Origin of the sequence: Sphingomonas sp. KC8 (genome assembly GCF_002151445.1) — a bacterium.
Classification (GTDB): Bacteria; Pseudomonadota; Alphaproteobacteria; order Sphingomonadales; family Sphingomonadaceae; genus Sphingomonas_E.
The window spans coordinates 2,150,671-2,166,876 of record NZ_CP016306.1 but is presented as its reverse complement, the minus strand read 5'-3'; the positions used below and the strand labels follow the sequence as shown (position 1 = coordinate 2,166,876).

Here is a 16,206-nt window from a genome sequence, read left to right as displayed (position 1 = left end):
GATGGGGATTGGTCTGGATCGCATCGAAACGGCGTCGCGCGATGAACTGCAATCGCTCCAGCGCGATCGATTGCGATGGTCCGTTGGGCATGCCTATCATGGTAATCCACGGTATCGGGCCAAGTTCGATGCTGCGGGCGTCCATCCCGATGATCTGGCATCCCTCGACGATCTGGCGCGCTTTCCGTTCACGACCAAGGCGGATTTGCGCGATGCTTACCCCTTCGGCTTCTTTGCGGTGCCCGAAGATCGGCTGGCGCGCATCCACGCATCGTCGGGCACGACGGGCAAGCCCACGGTGGTCGGTTACACGCGCCGGGATATCGCGACCTGGAGCGACATCGTGGCGCGTTCGATTTACGCGGCGGGCGGGCGGCCCGGCATGAAGGTGCATATCGCCTATGGCTACGGCCTGTTCACCGGCGGGCTTGGCACGCATTACGGCGCAGAGGCGCTTGGCTGCACCGTAATCCCCATGTCCGGCGGGCAGACCGAAAGGCAGGTGCAACTGATTCACGATTTCCGGCCCGCGATCATCATGGTGACCCCCAGCTATATGCTGGCCATTCTCGATGAATTTCGGCGCCAGGGCCTCGATCCGCGCCAGTCGTCCTTGCAGATCGGCATCCTCGGTGCGGAGCCGTGGACCGACGCGATGCGCGATGAACTCGAACGCGATCTGGCGATTGACGCCGTCGACATCTATGGCTTGTCCGAGGTGATCGGACCCGGCGTCGCGCAGGAATGCCGCGAGGCAAAGGACGGGGCAACCATCTGGGAAGACCATTTTTACCCGGAAATCATCGATCCCGTGACAGGTGCGGTTCTGCCCGATGGCGAACAAGGGGAGCTGGTCCTCACGTCGCTTACGAAAGAAGCGATGCCGGTTATCCGGTATCGCACCGGCGATCTTACCCGGCTGTTGCCCGGAACGGCCCGAACGATGCGGCGGATGGCCAGGGTCACGGGGAGATCGGATGACATGATGATTATCCGGGGCGTGAATGTTTTCCCCAGCCAGATCGAAGAACAGATTCTCGCCTGTCCCGCCCTTTCGCCGCATTATCAGATCGAATTGACGCGTCCGGGGCGGATGGATGAGGCCAGGATATTGGTTGAATGCCGTCGCGGCGCGACCGTGGATGAGGGGCGTCGGGATAGTCGCGAACTTGCCGGCCGTATCAAGACGCTGATCGGGGTGAGTGTGGCGGTGGATGTTCGAACCGACGGCGATATCGCCCGGTCGCAGGGCAAGGCCAAGCGCATCGTGGATTTGCGTTCGATCGCCTGATAGCGCGCGATACCCGGCCCTGCCCATGCCCGGCCTGAACGATGCGGTGCCTGCTCCCAAACGCATTCGGTCACCGCACGATATTTCAATTCAGGACCGCGCGAACGCCAACGCGGAGTGCTTGACATCGCGATCCGATTAATTCACCGTCCGATCGGTCAAATAATGGGATCGTCAGCAGCCGATCCGCATTCGATACATGACAGCATGGTGCCGGCCAGATCGGTGTCTGCGGGGGAAGGGGAAATATGAAGCATTCGTCTTGGTGCGCATGGGCGGCGCTCGCGGTATCAGCCATGTGGCTTGCGGCGCCGGCCGCTGCCGCGGCAGATGGTGCGATCGCCGTTGGGCCACGGACGGTTCCTGTATCGGGTCTGATCAGCCCGGCTGCGCGCAAAGGCGTCGAACGCGGCGCCGCGGCATTGGCGAACAGGCGGACGGGAACCGGTTTTCCCCCAGCCTCGGCGGATAAGGCGCTCTGGAAACGGGCGATCGCGGCAGCAGACGCGGCTTACGCGCCGATGATCCCGGCGATGCGCGCCGAAACCCGCGCATCCGTTCAAAAGACGAAGATGGACGGTGTCGATGTCTATGTCGGGACGCCGTTGCAGCCGCGCAAGGATCGCCAGAAACAAGCCGTTCTCCATATCCATGGGGGTGGCTTCGCCATGCTGGCGGACGGCAGCTATGCCGAGACGATGGCCGCGCAAATCGCGACGCGTTGCGGCTGCACGGTCTATTCGGTGAATTACCGTGTGCCGCCGGATTTTCCTTATCCAACACCGGTGGATGACAGCCTGGCCGTCTATCGCGCGCTGCTGAAAACCATGAAGCCGGCGGATATCGCGGTTCAGGGCGAATCTGCGGGCGGCAACATTGCCGCATCGATGGTGCTCAAGGCGCGAGACACGGGCCTGCCGATGCCGGCGATGCTCGTGCTGCTTTCCTCCGCATTCGATCTCAGCCGTTCGGGCGACAGCCATGTCGTGAACGAAGGCATCGATCTGGCGCTGGGCAGCAGTATCGCTTCGCTGATCGATCTTTACGCGGCGGGCAGCGATCTCAAATCACCCGGCCTTTCGCCGTTGTTCGCCGATTTCAGCAAGGGTTTCCCGCCCACCTTCCTGAAAGCGGGCGGGCGCGAAATTCTGCTGTCTGATTCCATCGCGATGCACCGGGCGCTGCGTCGGGCCGGCATCGACGCCGAACTGCACATCTGGGAAGGCATGTCCCACGGGCCTTTCGGTACGCCCGCCGCGCCGGCGCCCGAGGATAACGAGGTTTCTGCCGAGGTAGAACATTTCCTTGAGGCGCATTGGGGCCGCAAGCCGTGATCAAAACAGCCCTTCGTGCCGCCGGGTGATGGTGGTGGGGGCGATTATCCACCGCGACAAAAACTAGACAATAAATATTCAGGGAGGATTCCATGAGGGCTATAATATTGGCTGCCATGCTTTCGAGCACCTATCTGCAGCCAGCATTTGCACAGGAAACGCCGAAGCCTGCCTTGTCCGAAAAGGATGTGGGGCTTGATGAAATTGTCGTGACGGCCCAGCGTCGCGAGGAAAGTTTGCAGGATGTGCCGGTCGCGGTAACCGCATTTGGGGCCGAGGCGCTTGAAAGCGCGCGGATGACAAATGTGCGCAACCTTTCCGGCTACGCGCCCAATTTCCAGGTTACGACACAAGGGCTGCAATCCACGCCGAACATCAATATTCGGGGTATTTCATCCGGCACGGCCAACAATGCGGTAGATCCCAAGGTCGGGATCTACCTGGACGGCGTATATGTCGGCCGCACTGTCGGCGCAGTGTTCGATCTTGCCGATATCGAACGGGTGGAAGTTCTGCGCGGCCCCCAGGGCACGCTGTTCGGGCGCAACGCGACGGCCGGGGCTGTCAGCCTGGTTACGTCACCGCCGACCGGCGAGTTCGGCGTGAAGCAAAATCTGTCTTACGGCAATGACAACGCCTTTCGTTCCCGCACGGTGCTGAACTTGCCTGCGTTCGGGCCGTTCAGTCTGAAACTCGCTTATCTGCATGACGAAGTGGACGGCGACACCGACAATCTGATTGCCGGTCGCACCATCGATCTTTCGCTGCGATCCCCGTCTTTCGGGACGCTGCGCTATGCCGACAAGCTCGGTGGCCGCAACACCGGTGCGGTTCAGGTGGCTGCGCGATTCGACGAAGGCAACGGGCTGACGGTTGATTATCGCTTCGACTATACGGATTCGCGTTCGGTGGGCCGCGCTGCCCAATTGCTCGGAACGCTGCCGGGTGCGATCGGTACGATCCACAAGGGGATACTCGCCTACCAGCCGTTGACCGGCGGCATCACCAACCTCAGCGTCAAGCGATTGGATGCGGTTGCCAATGCGTCGAGCATCGAGCGGGTCGAAGTTCAGGGGCACAGCCTTACGGTGACCTGGGCGCAGAGCGACGCGGTTACCGTGAAAAGCATCACGGCCTTCCGCAAGCTCCACCAGCATCCCTACATCTACGATATGGCGGCAAGCGGCGGGGTGCGTTTCACCGCGGCCCAACTCGGCATGCTGATGAGCGGCAATGTTGCCGGCATACCGGGCGCGCCGGTTGGGCCGAACGACACGTTGTTCTCATTGCTCACCGCCCGGGAAAGCCGGCAGCGGCAATTGTCGCAGGAAGTCCAGTTCCAGATTACCCAGGACGCCTTCGATCTGGTCGGCGGCGCCTTCTATTTTCATGAACGCGCGCCCGAAACCGGCATTGCCGGCATTTTGCAACCGGTGACCAACGGTGTCGTCATTCCCGGGCCGCTGGATGCCAGGTTCGGCAGCGGCACGACCCGATCGACAACGATCAACGATTCCATGGCAGCGTACGGGCAGTTGACCTACCACCTGACCGACACGATCGATCTGACCGGGGGCCTGCGCTATACCATCGACGATCGACAGACCAATTTGTACGCGGTGTCCGGCCTGCAAGGTGGGTCGCTACAGCCGGGCACTTATAAATCCAGCTACAAGAAGCTGAATTACACGCTGATCGGTACATGGCGACCGGATCATAACATCACGGCCTATGGCAAGATTTCGACCGGCTATGTGTCTGGCGGTATCATGAATGCCATACCCTATGGCCCGGAAAGCCTGACCGCTTACGAAGGCGGGCTTAAGACCCAGTTCTTTGGCAATCGCCTGCGTGCCAATTTCGCGGCATTCTACATGGACTATAAAGACCTTCAGACATCGAATTTCGTCAACGGGGTCGTGTCCTTCGCGAATGCGGGCAAAGCGAATATCGCGGGTTTCGAGGCTGAAATCGATGCCATGCCGATCGACGGGCTGACGCTGAGTGGAAGTGCCGGATATTCCGACTTCAACTATAAGAAGTTCGTTCTGAACGGCGTGGACGTCGCGAATGTGGCGCGCCCTGCTTATTTTTCGAAATGGACCACGCGGGCGTCGGCGCAATATGACATGCCGGAATTCTCCGGTGGTGGTCATTTCTTCGCGCGGGTTGATGCGCGCTGGCGGTCCAGCTCAAAAATCGTCTCGACGCCGATTGCTGATCCGGTGATGGAAGATCGGGCGACGACCAAAGCATATTGGCTGGTCGACGGCCGTGCCGGGATTGCGAATTTTCCGGTTGGCGGCGTACCGGTCGGCCTGTCGGTCTATGGGCAGAATCTGTTCGACAAGAATTACTACTCCTTCGGTGCGCCCGTCACCGGCCTGTCGGGCATATATGATCGGGGCCGCACCTATGGCATAGAATTGTCGATGGGATTTTAGGTTCAATCTTGCAGGAACGGTGATCGGCGGATGCTCTGGCGCGGCCCGCAGGCCGTGCGATGAATAGATCGATCCGCAAATCCGATCCCGTTCCTGTCTTTGTCGGCGTTCATTCCCGATGCTGATGGCCGGTATGTTCAGGCTGCTTGTTGCCGGCCCGCACAGCGCGCGGATCAGCGGCGCCGTTCGCACAATTCCCTGAGGCGTTTCAGATCGCGGATGACCCACTTGGTGTCGGCCGAGAAACGCTCGTCATCCATGTCGGGCTGGCGAAAAAGCGTCAGCATCACTTCCGCGCCGTCGCCATTCTGGATGACACGCAAAGGAACGCTGATTTCCGCGCCACTTTCCGTTTCGACGACATGATCCATCACGCCATGCGGATTGTGCGGGGTGAAACGGATGCGGACAGGGCCTTCCGGTCCGTCCGTGAACCAGCCGGCGGCATCTTCGCGCAATTCCGACTGGGCAAGGCCGGAGGCCCATTTGGCGAAGAATGCCGGCTGCCAGATCTGCTCGTACAGATCGCGCCATTCACGCTTGATCGACACACTGAACGTGCGGGCCGGCAGCATCGTCATTTTCCTTTGGCTGGTGGATGGCCTCGGTAGGGCGCGGGGGGCGGATTGTCACGATGGCGCTTGCGAAAAGGCGCGCGCATGGTCCCTTATGCGCCCGCTGCGATATCCGCCGCGAATGCAGGAGGACGCCCATGCGTGATGCGACCGATCCGATCCCGGCCTTTGCCGTGCGTCATGGCCCGCGCGCGCTGGCAATCTAGCGCGGGCCATGGCCGTGCAGGTGGCTGACCAGGCCGCACCCGGCAGGCACAACGGCCGGTTGGCCGCGACGATCGGCGTGGTCCTGGTGCACGGCCTGCTGGGCTATGCGCTGATCGCGGGTCTGAATGTGCGGATGGTGCCGGTGCTGGCCGATACGTTGAAGATGTTCGACGTCCGCGAAACGCCGCCACCGCCGCCGACGGAAGAACCGCCGGCCATGCAGCGCGCGCATCAGGGGGCGGCGGCCCCGCCCAACAAAAAGGCGGTGGCCAAACCGATCGTGGCCCCGCCGCCGGTGGTGCGGGTGGATGTGCCGCGCCCGATCGCGGCCGCGCCCGTGCCGGCCGCCGGCAGTGCCGCCATTGCCGGGGCCGCCATCGCCGACGGGCCTGGATCGGGCAGTGGCGGTGCTGGAACAGGGACGGGCAGTGGTGGCAGCGGCACGGGCGCAGGCGGTGGCACGGGCGCCGTGCTGATCGCCGGACGCATCCGCGATTCCGATTATCCGCGCGACGCCAGCAAGGCGCGGGCCGGCGGCACGGTGATCGTGCGTTTTGCGGTCGGCACCGATGGCCGGGCAAGCGGCTGCAAGGTCACCACGTCGAGCGGCCATGCGGACCTGGACAGCACGACCTGCCGGTTGATCGAACAGCGGTTCCGCTACCAGCCGGCGCGCGATGGGCAGGGGCGTCCGGTGGCGGATGTGAAGGGGTGGAAGCAGACATGGTGGCTGGAACCGCGCTGAACCGGGCGGCGCGCGATTTCCGCTGTTGACGGGGCCGTGTAATACAGAATAATCGTTCTGTAACGAATCGAAGGCCCGTAACGCTCATGCCACGCCCTGCCAGCTATGATCGGACCATGGTGGTCGAACAGGCTACGCTGCGCTTTTGGGAGGATGGCTTTGCGGAGTGCGACGTCGAAACGCTGACGCGGGCGGCGGGCGTGAACCGGCATAGCCTGTACAAGGCGTTCGGCGGCAAATCGGGGCTGTTTCTCAGCGCGCTTGACCATTATCTCGCTACGGTTGCCGCCCCCTATATCGCGTTGCTCGAAGGCGGTGCCGGGCTGGATGAACTGGTCGCCTATTTCGAAATCGCGTCGGGGGTGATCAACCGTACCGGCCATGGCGATATCCAGGGTTATGACCGGCGCGGCTGTTTCATCACCAACACCGTCGCCGAACTCGGCCGATCCCAGCCGGAGGTTTCGGCGATCGTCGACGGCTATTATGACCGGGTCGAGCGCGCCTTTGCGGGGTTGATCGCGCGCGGGCAGGCGGCGGGTTCGATCCGCGCCGATCTTGATCCGGGCGCTACGAGCCGCTGGCTGCTGCTGACGAGCCAGGGGATGAGCGTCGCATCCAGGATGGGCGCCGTCGCCACTGATCTGCCGAATATCATTCGGGCCGCGCTCGCGCCGCTGCCGGCCTGATCCGCACGCTTCAATCTTCACGCATCGCCCACGCAAAGGAATGCCAATGATGGACATACCGACCAGCGTCACCCTCGACGCGCATCTCGCCAAGGCGGGGCCGGCCGCCGACACCTTCGCCCGATTGTGGGTCAGCCTGTGGCGCCAACAGCATGTCCCGGCCGCGACGCTGGAACTGTGCCGGCTGACGCTGGCCCGCATGCACGCCGATCCGGCCGAGATTGCGGCGGTAAACCCCCATCTGCCCGCGGATGCGATTTCGGCTGAGCGCCGGGCGGGCGTGTTGGCGGGCGAGGCGCTGGAACAGCCGCATTTCTCCGACGCGGAAAAAGCGGCGATGCTGTTTGCCGAATATTATTGGATGGATCCCCAGTCGATCACCGACGAGGCGGCCGACGCCGTGAAGGCGCATGTCGGCGAAGCCGGGCTGGTCCTGCTGATCGAAGCGCTGGGCTGCATCGACGGCCGCATCCGCGCCGCGCGCTGCCTGCGCGATATCGCTGTCCAGTTTTCCGCAAAGGAGGTCGCTCATGTCGGCTAAGCCCCGCGCCAACGGCCCCGGTACGCAGACCGGCAATGTCATCCGCGACAGCGCGATGGGGCTGGTGCCCGAAACCGTGTCTGAAATCATCACGCTCAACAGCCATGTCTGGCGCGAAAGCCTGGTGCCGCCGACGCTGCTGGAAATCATCCGCCTGCGCAACGCGCGCACGGTGAACTGCGTGTTCTGCAAATCCGTGCGCTACGATGTCGCGCGCAACGATGGGCTGACCGAGGACCGCGCCGAAATGGTGGCCGATGGCTATGCCGAAAGTGCGCTGTCCGATCGCGAAAAGCGCGCGATCATGCTGGCTGATTCCTATCTGGGTTTTCCGGCCGGGGTGAATGCCTTTGCGGCCGAACAGATCACGGCTGAATTCGCGCCGGACGAAATCGCATCGATGCTGGTTGCGCTGATGACGTTCAATTTCACGTCGCGCATGGCCGTCAGCATCGGCGGAATGCCCGAGGACGGGACGCTGCCGATCATGGAAGTGTCGATCGCCATTTCCGCGGGTTGAAACAACAGGTTCGAAAATCGATCTGGGGGAGAGGGACTATGATCCGGGATATTGCGGCACTTGTTGCCGTCGCGCGCGACCATGCACGGACCGAAGGCGAAGGCGATCTGGATGCGATCCTCGCGACGATGGAAGGCGAGCCGGTCTATGATTTCTATCCGATCGGGCGCCGCTTCACCGGCATGGATCGGACGCGGCGTTACTACCAGCATTTCATCGCCAATGTTCAGCCGCAGATCGCCGGGTTCGAACAGCATAGCGAGTGGGTTGGCGAAGATGGCCTGGTGCAGGAATATTCGGTGGTGCTGCACCCCGCCGGCCAGGCGCCCCGCCGTCACCGCATCCTTGGCGTGCTGACGTTCGGCGATAGATTGCTGTCGGGCGAGCGCCTTTATTCCGACGAAGCGTTCTTTCGCACGCTGATCGGGCCGATATGGGACGAATTGGAACCCATCCCCTGATCGGATGACTTGATCTCTCCCGGAAACAGTCTGGTCATAACCACGCCCTTGTTGTGATCCCTGCCATCCGCAAGGATGCCGCCGCAAACCCGTGAGCCGGCGCCGGCAAGCGCCGCCCGGGAACACAGGTATGACTGCGAAAACCGCAGCATGGCAGGGGGGATTGAGCCGGTTCATGACCGGCTGAACGCATGATCCCGCCTTGCCGGCAAAGGGAGGGATTATGAAGTTTCGCGCCAGACTGATCGTACTGATGAACAGTGTTGCGGCCACCGCCATTGCAGCGCCCGCGCTGGCGCAGGATAATGCCGCCGGCGCGGCATCGGCCGGGTTCGATGATATCGTCGTCACCGCGCAGCGCCGCGAGGAACGGCTGGTGGATGTGCCGTTGTCGGTTTCGGCGATCAGCGAACAGCGGCTGGAAGCCGCCGGCGCGACGACGGTCGCGAACATCGGCACCGTCGTGCCCAACATCCAGATCAACGAAACCGTCGGCAATACATGGAGCCCGCTGATTTCGATCCGCGGGCTTTCGCCGGCCGGCGATACCAGCCTCGGGCGCGACCAGCCGGTCGGCATCTATATCGATGGCGTGCCGGTATCGAAATCGACCGGGGCGGCCTTCGATACCGTCGATCTGCAACGGGTGGAGGTGCTGCGCGGCCCGCAGGGCACGCTGTATGGCAAGAACACGATCGGCGGGGCGATCAACCTGGTGACGCGCAAGCCGACCGGCGAGTTCGGCGGCCAGCTGGTGCTCGGTGCGGGCGAGCATGATCTTTATACCCAGAAGCTGAATTTCGACTTGCCCGCGATCGAAAGCGGGCTTGGCACGCTGAAGGCCAAATTCGGCGTATCCGGTCGGCAATTTGGCGGTTTCTTCAAGAATGACGGGCCATCGCGCGATTTCGGCGAACAGGATCAATGGGCCGCCCGCGTCGGCCTGCTGTGGGAACCGACGAGCAATCTTTCGATCGGCTATGCCTATGACATCACCGATAACAAGGGCACGGGCGTGATGTTGCCGATCAGCGCGCCGGGGCTGATTTCGCCGAACGGCCCGCCCACGCTCAGCCCGCTCTACCCGCTGATCCAGAATGCGATCTACACCGATCGCCCGGATCGGATTTCGACCGACGCCACCGGGCGCAGCAATTTTCGCGTATTCGGCCATGCGGTAACGGCGGAATTTGATGCCGGCGCAACGCCGATCGGCGATGTCACGCTGAAATCGATCACCGCGTGGCGTGGCCTGCAAACGCGCAGCAACAGCGATTTCGATGGCACGCGCTACGATCTGTTGCGTTTCACGCTTGATAATGATTACCACCAGTTCACGCAGGAATTGCAGCTGATCGGGACGGCGGCGGAGTTCCGCTACACGCTCGGCGCCTTTTTCATGCGCGACAGCTATAGCGTGTATAACCCGCGCTGGTCGGTCGCGCTCGGCAACAACAACCGCTACGATCTGAGCGACCGGGGGGCGCATAACAAGTCGATCGCCGGCTATGGCCAGCTTACCTGGAGCCCGTCCGCGCTGGACGGCAGGCTCGATGTCACAGGCGGCCTGCGCTGGACGAAGGAAACGAAGCGGGTTCGCAACCTGTTTTTCTCGTTCAGCAAATATGCGGCCAACCCGGCCGATCCATTGTCCGGCGTGTTCCAGCGCGATGCCAACGGCAATCCGATCACGCGCAGCGGCGGGCCGGCACTGGGGGCATTGCCCACTGGCAACGGGCCGGGGCCATATGATCTGATCCCGCTGGAAAATGAAAAATCCTGGTCGCGCCTGACGCCCGAGGCCAGCATTTCCTTTGCGATCCAGCCTGATTTCAACATCTATGGCCGCTTCGCCACGGGTTTCAAAAGCGGTGGCTATAACGATACCGCCGCCGCCAATTCGGCCTTCAACACCGCCTTCAATCCCGAAAAGCTGACCTCGTTCGAACTGGGCACCAAGGGCGTATTTCTGGATGGCCGGCTGGGGCTTAACCTTGCGGTCTATCACAGCATCTACAAGGATTTTCAGGCCGGCGTGTTTGTTCCCGCGCTCATCACGACCAACATCATCAATGCCGGCAAGGCGACGTTCACCGGTGTCGAGGTCGAAGGGCAGGTGCGTCCGATCGATAATTTCACGATCAACTTCGGCTATGGTTATACCAAGGCCAAATATAAGGAATTCATCCTGCCGACCGGACAGGATGTCACCAAAAGCTATGTCGTGCCGCTGGTGCCCAGGCATAATTTCCAGATCGGCGGGATGTGGCGCATCGCGGTGGGCGATTTCAGCCTGACGCCCAGCCTGAATTATTCGTGGCGCAGCGGGCAGCACAGCAACATTTCGCCCGATCCGCTGACTTACCGTCGGGCCTATGGCCTGGTGGATGGCCGGATCGCGCTTGGCGGGATCGATCTGGGCCGCGGGGCGGAACTGGAATTTTCCGTCTGGGGCAAGAATCTGGCCGACAAGCATTACATCACCAGCGCGATCAATCTTGGCTTGTTCACCGTCCAGCAATGGGGCGATCCGCGCAGCTTCGGGGCGGAAGCCAAGCTGAAATTCTGATCCAGCCCGCGCCGTGCATTCCGTGGTTGCGCAACAGCATAAGCCCGGCCTGTCGCGTGTCGCCTTCGTCTCGCTGTTCGCGACGACGCTGGCGACCGCGATCGGCAATACCGGGCTGATTTCGGTGATGCCGGCGGTGGGGCGCGAAATCGGGATTTCCGATTTTCTCATCGCCAGCATCTTTTCCCTGTCGGCGCTGATGTGGGCGATATCGTCGCCTTATTGGGCGAAGCGATCCGATCGCAGCGGCCGCAAGCCTTATATTCTGGTCGGTTTGTGCGGTTTCATCGTTTCGATGCTGGGCTGCGGATTGGTGGTGCTGGCGGGGCTTGCGCAGCTGGCGGCCCCGGTCGTCATCTTCCTCGCCTTCCTGATCGTTCGATCCACCTATGGCATGTTCGGATCGGCGGCCGGGGCGGCGGCGCAAGCCTATGTCGCCGATCATAGCGCCGGGGGGCGGCGCGTGCGCGAAATCGCGGCACTGGGCGGCGCGCTCAGCCTTGGCACAATCCTGGGGCCGGCGCTGGCACCCTTCCTGATCCTGCCGCCGGCGGGGCTGGCGGGACCGATGTTCCTGTTTGCGCTGGGCGGTATCGCCATTCTGCTGCTCGCCATGGCTGCCCTGCCGCGCGATCGCGCAATGGCGTGCGCGCAGCGGGGCGACGGCACGGGCATCAGCGGGCGCGAAATCTGGCGCGATCCCCGCGTCCGCCCGTTCCTGATCTATGGGTTCGCGATGAGTTCGGCGCAGGCCGCCAACACCTATACGCTGGGTTTCCTTGTCATCGATCGGCTCGGCCTGCCGCCCATTCAGGCGCAGGGCGCGATCGGGATGGCGATGGCCGCCGGCGCGATCGCCGGGCTGGTGGCGCAATGGGGGTTTGTCGGGCTGGCGGGGATGATGCCGCGCGCGCTGCTGCGCTGGGGTTCGGTGCTGGCGCTGATCGGCAATGGGCTGATCGTCGCACTACCGGGCTATATGTCGCTGCTGGGCGCGTTCGCGCTGATCAACCTGGGTTATGGGCTGGCCCGGCCGGGTTACACGGCTGGCGCGTCGCTGGCCGCGTCCGATCGCGCGCAAGGGGCGGTGGCGGGGGCGGTGGGATCGATTGCCGGGGCGGCGATCGTCGTGTCGCCGGTGGTTGCGGTCACGCTGTACGAATTGTCCGCGCCCAGCCCCTTCATTGTCCTTGGCGGGCTGATGGCGGCCTTGTCCGGTTATGTCTGGATCAACCCTGCACTGGCGGAAAACCGCAGCCGCACCGGCGCGATCGTTTCCTGTGAGCGATAGTATGTGCGCGGTGGTTGCCTTGTGGTGGCGCAAGCCGGCGCGATAATCTTCAGCATCAGAACAAGCCGCCGGGACGGCCGCGATGCGCGGCAGGCGAAAGCCCCGCGCAAGCGACAGCAGGAGTAATGTCATGGATCGCTATCTCGTCATATCGTCCGACGGCCATGTGGGGCTGCCGCCCGAACGCTATCGCGACTATCTGGAAAGCAAATATCACGCTGAGTTCGATCAGCGCCTCGCCATCGAAATCAAGAATCGCGAGGAACATGAAAAACTGTTCCTGCTCGACGATTTCAACACCAAATGGCGTGCGCGCGTGGGCGACGGCCTGGAAGGCGCGTGGGATCCGGTGATCCGCAACCGCGTGCTCGATCAGGATGGCGTTGCCGCCGAAGTGCTGTTTCCCGATGGCATCACCGAACGCAACGCCCCGCCGTTCGGCGCGGATGTCGGCCTGCGTCCCTTTGGCATTGCCCCCGAACTGCAATGGGCGGGTGCGCGCGCGCATAATCGCTGGCTGGCCGAATTTTGCAGCCAGGATCCGGTGCGGCGGATTGGTCTCGCCGTGATCCCGGCGCTGTATGACGTGGACGAAAATCTGAAGGAAATCCGCTGGGCGCGCGAAGCCGGGCTGAAGGGCGTGTTTCTGCCCGCGATCATGGATGGCTATGCCATGTACAACCATCGGAAATATTATCCGATGTGGGATTTGCTGCAGGAACTGAACATGCCGGTTCATTTCCATTCGGGCGGCGCGCCGGCGTATGACACCAGCCAGCCCGGCTGGATCGGTACCTATCTGTCCGAATATGCGTTCTGGCTGACCCGGCCGATGTGGACGATGATTTTCGGCGGGGTGTTCGAACTCTATCCGCGCCTGAAGGTGGCGTTCACCGAAGCAGGCGGCGAATTCTGGTTCCCGTGGGTGTTGGAACTGATGGATATCCGCGCGTCGGTGAAACACACCAGCGGCAAGCTGGGCGATTATAATTCGAACCTGACGATGAAACCGAGCGAGTATTTCGCGCGCAACATCTGGGTCGGCTGTTCGGCGCTGCCGGATGAGGAAACCACCGAATCCTATTACAAGATCGGGGTCGACCGGATCATGTGGGGCACCGATTATCCCCACCCCGAAGGCACCTGGCCGGCCACCCTGGACAAGATGACGATCAGCCTGGGCGGCCTGCCGGACGTGGATATCCAGAAGATGCTCGCGGGCAATGCGTTGCAGGTTTACGACGTCGACAAGGATGCGCTGTGGAAGCTCGCCGCCGAAATCGGCCCGCGCAAGGCGCAGTTCGATAAACGTGCCGCCTGAACGCGAGGCGGTGAAGGATTTGGCCCGGACTGTGAACAATCCGGGCCAGCCGGGCTTTCCCCCGCGCCCGCATCGGTTTAGCTCTTCTCCCCAAGTCGCCTTCGAAGCGGCATTGCAGGGGACGAGGCAGGTGACGTGGCGCGGCATTGAGGAGTTTCTGGCGGTCGTCGATACCGGCAGCTTCACCGCCGGGGCGGAGGCGCTGGGCGTTTCCAAATCCTATGTCAGCAAGATGGTGAGCGAGTTGGAAGCGCGGGTCGGCGCGCAATTGCTGGTGCGCACCACGCGGCGCTTGTCGCTGACGGCGGCGGGCGATCTGTTTCAGCAGCGCTGTCTCGAAATGCGCGCATCCCTGCTCGATGTCGAACGGCAGATGGCGCAGTTTCAGGAACGCCCGGTCGGCCGGTTGCGGGTCGGCCTCAGCGATATTTTCGGCGTCACCTTCATGTCGTCGATCGTGGCTGAATTCAGCGCGCGCCACCGGGAAATTTCGCTCGAAGTGGTCGCCTATCTGCGCGAGGCGGATCTGGTGCAGGAACAGTTCGATGTCGTCATCCGCTATGGCAAGCTGGTCGATTCCGGGCTGAAGGCGCGGTTGTTCGGTTATCTGTCCTACTGCCTGTGCGCGTCGCCCGAATATGTGGAACGGCATGGCTGGCCGGATAGCCCGGCGGGGCTGGCATCGCATGCGTGTCTGGCCGATCTGGGCGGCTATTTCCATTTCAACAGCCAGGATGGCGCGCAGGATCGGGTCAAGGTTTCGGGCGCGTGGAAAAGCAATAGCGGCATCGCGCTGGCATCGGCGGTGCGCCATGGATTGGGCATCGCGCAACTGCCGATCAGCGTGATCCGCGACGATCTGATGGATGGCCGGCTGCTCGCGCTCAGCCAGGATTGGGCCTTTTACGACAAGGAGGTGTGGGCGGTGTTTTCACCCGGCATGATGCCGGCGGCGACCCGCGCCTTCATCGATCATCTCGCCGCCAGTTTCGAACATGCCAAGCTGCGCCCATGGATGCGCCCGGCGATGAACGCGCTGACGGCGCATATCCGGCCAGCGCGCTAGGCCATTGTATTTGTAGGCGCACAGTCCGTCCGCGCGGGGCCACTTCACCGATAGGCTCAGGCGGTTATTCTGATAGTCCAGCGCCAAAAAGCGATGACCGGACCGGCGCAAAGCCGGCCGGGGATGGGAGAGTGCGATGCTGCAACGGTTTCCGATGGCGATACCCTTTGGCTGGTTCTTCGTCAGCTACAGCGATGAAATCGCCGTTGGAGAGGTCAAACCGCTTCATTATTTCGGGCGCGATCTCGTCATTTTCCGCGGGGAATCAGGCACGGTCGGCCTGCTTGATGCCTATTGCCCGCATCTGGGCGCGCATATGGGGCATGGCGGCACGGTCGATGGTGATCGGCTGCGCTGCCCGTTCCATCACTGGGCTTACCGGGCCGATGGGTTCTGCGTCGACATTCCTTATGCCAAGGTGATGCCGCCGGTGGCCAAGCGCGAACCGATCGCGCGGCCCTATCCGGTGGCGGAAAAGAATGGCGTTGTCTGGGCCTGGTATCATCCTGACCGGATCGAACCGACCTATGACGTGATCGACCATGCCCCGTTCACCGAAGCGGGTTGGAGCAAGACCGTCCGCCGCGAATGGACGCTGGCCAGCAACCCGCAGGAAATCGCCGAAAACGGCGTCGATTTCGCGCATTTCGAATATGTCCACGGGATGGAGGCGGTGCCCGAGGGCACGACCGTCTATGACGGCCATATCCGCCGCAGCAACGCGCATGGCGAACGCGCCGTCGCCATGCCCGACGGCACGACGAAGATCATCCCGTCCAGCGTCAACACCATCCAGAATGGCGCAGGCCAGAAATTCACCGAGCTGAAGGGCGTCGTCACATTATCGCTGATGGTGCTGGCCACCCCGGTGGAGGCGGATCAGGTGGAACTGCGCTTCTGCTTCACCTTCCCCGAAACCCCCGAAGGATCCCCCGCGCATCAGGCCGCGCTGACCGCGATCGACTATACCTGCGGGCAGACCGGCGTCGAAGGCGACATTCCGATCTGGCACCACAAGATCCACCGCGCGGAACCCTTGTTGTGCGACGGCGACGGGCCGATCCTGCGCTTCCGCCGTTATTTCGAACAATTTTACACCGAACAGGAAACGCCCCGGCAGATGGCCGCCGGCTAGGCCGGGCATTTCACGAC

At 62.6% G+C, this 16,206-nt stretch carries 14 protein-coding genes; 13 read left to right on the top strand and 1 reads right to left on the bottom strand.

The features are described from left to right. Position 1 precedes the first annotated feature (1 nt). The 3 genes from paaK (at position 2) to KC8_RS10250 (ending at position 5,069) form a co-directional block, all read left to right on the top strand. Positions 2 to 1,291: a phenylacetate--CoA ligase PaaK gene (gene paaK / locus KC8_RS10260; RefSeq protein WP_010127893.1), complete on the top strand. Its 1,290-nt coding sequence runs from the start codon at positions 2 to 4 to the stop codon at positions 1,289 to 1,291. 248 nt (positions 1,292 to 1,539) lie between these two features. Beyond that, entirely contained in the window at positions 1,540 to 2,625 is a 1,086-nt protein-coding gene (locus KC8_RS10255; RefSeq protein WP_083831318.1) for an alpha/beta hydrolase, read from the top strand. 92 nt (positions 2,626 to 2,717) lie between these two features. Continuing rightward, positions 2,718 to 5,069, top strand: coding sequence for a TonB-dependent receptor (locus tag KC8_RS10250; protein ID WP_029624871.1), 2,352 nt, complete (start codon positions 2,718 to 2,720; stop codon positions 5,067 to 5,069). Between the two features lie 173 nt (positions 5,070 to 5,242). On the opposite strand, the gene KC8_RS10245 is transcribed toward KC8_RS10250, so the two are convergent. Beyond that, the gene (locus KC8_RS10245) at positions 5,243 to 5,644 is read right to left on the bottom strand and encodes a hypothetical protein (RefSeq protein WP_029624870.1); all 402 of its coding nucleotides are present in this window, start codon (positions 5,642 to 5,644) and stop codon (positions 5,243 to 5,245) included. A 226-nt stretch (positions 5,645 to 5,870) separates the two neighbouring features. Between KC8_RS10245 and KC8_RS10240 the strand changes: the two genes are divergently transcribed. The 10 genes from KC8_RS10240 to KC8_RS10195 all read left to right on the top strand — a co-directional run bounded on the left by KC8_RS10240 (position 5,871) and on the right by KC8_RS10195 (position 16,189). Continuing rightward, a complete protein-coding gene (locus KC8_RS10240; RefSeq protein ID WP_232455519.1) occupies positions 5,871 to 6,596 on the top strand; it encodes an energy transducer TonB in 726 nt (241 codons plus the stop codon). Positions 6,597 to 6,682: 86 nt separating this feature from the next. After that, positions 6,683 to 7,285, top strand: coding sequence for a TetR/AcrR family transcriptional regulator (locus KC8_RS10235; protein ID WP_010127886.1), 603 nt, complete (start codon positions 6,683 to 6,685; stop codon positions 7,283 to 7,285). A gap of 46 nt (positions 7,286 to 7,331) precedes the next feature. Further along, positions 7,332 to 7,826, top strand: a complete 495-nt coding sequence (locus KC8_RS10230) for a hypothetical protein (RefSeq protein WP_010127885.1) — start codon at positions 7,332 to 7,334, stop codon at positions 7,824 to 7,826. Continuing rightward, on the top strand, positions 7,816 to 8,346 hold the full coding sequence (locus KC8_RS10225; RefSeq protein ID WP_010127884.1) for a carboxymuconolactone decarboxylase family protein: 531 nt from the start codon (positions 7,816 to 7,818) through the stop codon (positions 8,344 to 8,346). Before KC8_RS10230 ends, KC8_RS10225 begins: the two co-directional genes overlap by 11 nt. A 38-nt stretch (positions 8,347 to 8,384) precedes the next feature. Continuing rightward, entirely contained in the window at positions 8,385 to 8,807 is a 423-nt protein-coding gene (locus KC8_RS10220; RefSeq protein WP_010127883.1) for a hypothetical protein, read from the top strand. A gap of 223 nt (positions 8,808 to 9,030) precedes the next feature. Next, the gene (locus KC8_RS10215; RefSeq protein ID WP_232455518.1) at positions 9,031 to 11,376 is read left to right on the top strand and encodes a TonB-dependent receptor; all 2,346 of its coding nucleotides are present in this window, start codon (positions 9,031 to 9,033) and stop codon (positions 11,374 to 11,376) included. A 13-nt stretch (positions 11,377 to 11,389) separates the two neighbouring features. Then, the gene (locus tag KC8_RS10210) at positions 11,390 to 12,667 is read left to right on the top strand and encodes an MFS transporter (protein WP_010127880.1); all 1,278 of its coding nucleotides are present in this window, start codon (positions 11,390 to 11,392) and stop codon (positions 12,665 to 12,667) included. Positions 12,668 to 12,797: 130 nt separating this feature from the next. Further along, positions 12,798 to 13,988 (top strand): amidohydrolase family protein, encoded by a 1,191-nt coding sequence (locus tag KC8_RS10205; protein ID WP_010127879.1) that lies wholly within the window; start codon positions 12,798 to 12,800, stop codon positions 13,986 to 13,988. A gap of 130 nt (positions 13,989 to 14,118) precedes the next feature. Continuing rightward, a complete protein-coding gene (locus tag KC8_RS10200; protein ID WP_010127878.1) occupies positions 14,119 to 15,054 on the top strand; it encodes a LysR family transcriptional regulator in 936 nt (311 codons plus the stop codon). Between the two features lie 136 nt (positions 15,055 to 15,190). After that, entirely contained in the window at positions 15,191 to 16,189 is a 999-nt protein-coding gene (locus KC8_RS10195; RefSeq protein ID WP_010127877.1) for an aromatic ring-hydroxylating oxygenase subunit alpha, read from the top strand. The last annotated feature ends 17 nt before the right edge of the window (positions 16,190 to 16,206 follow it).

Coding starts and splice junctions, on each gene's coding strand:
- paaK (WP_010127893.1), top strand. CDS start 2: ATGGGGATTGGTCTGGATCGCATCGAAACGGCGTCGCGCGATGAACTG.
- KC8_RS10255 (WP_083831318.1), top strand. CDS start 1,540: ATGAAGCATTCGTCTTGGTGCGCATGGGCGGCGCTCGCGGTATCAGCC.
- KC8_RS10250 (WP_029624871.1), top strand. CDS start 2,718: ATGAGGGCTATAATATTGGCTGCCATGCTTTCGAGCACCTATCTGCAG.
- KC8_RS10245 (WP_029624870.1), bottom strand. CDS start 5,644: ATGCTGCCGGCCCGCACGTTCAGTGTGTCGATCAAGCGTGAATGGCGC.
- KC8_RS10235 (WP_010127886.1), top strand. CDS start 6,683: ATGCCACGCCCTGCCAGCTATGATCGGACCATGGTGGTCGAACAGGCT.
- KC8_RS10230 (WP_010127885.1), top strand. CDS start 7,332: ATGATGGACATACCGACCAGCGTCACCCTCGACGCGCATCTCGCCAAG.
- KC8_RS10225 (WP_010127884.1), top strand. CDS start 7,816: ATGTCGGCTAAGCCCCGCGCCAACGGCCCCGGTACGCAGACCGGCAAT.
- KC8_RS10220 (WP_010127883.1), top strand. CDS start 8,385: ATGATCCGGGATATTGCGGCACTTGTTGCCGTCGCGCGCGACCATGCA.
- KC8_RS10215 (WP_232455518.1), top strand. CDS start 9,031: ATGAAGTTTCGCGCCAGACTGATCGTACTGATGAACAGTGTTGCGGCC.
- KC8_RS10205 (WP_010127879.1), top strand. CDS start 12,798: ATGGATCGCTATCTCGTCATATCGTCCGACGGCCATGTGGGGCTGCCG.
- KC8_RS10195 (WP_010127877.1), top strand. CDS start 15,191: ATGCTGCAACGGTTTCCGATGGCGATACCCTTTGGCTGGTTCTTCGTC.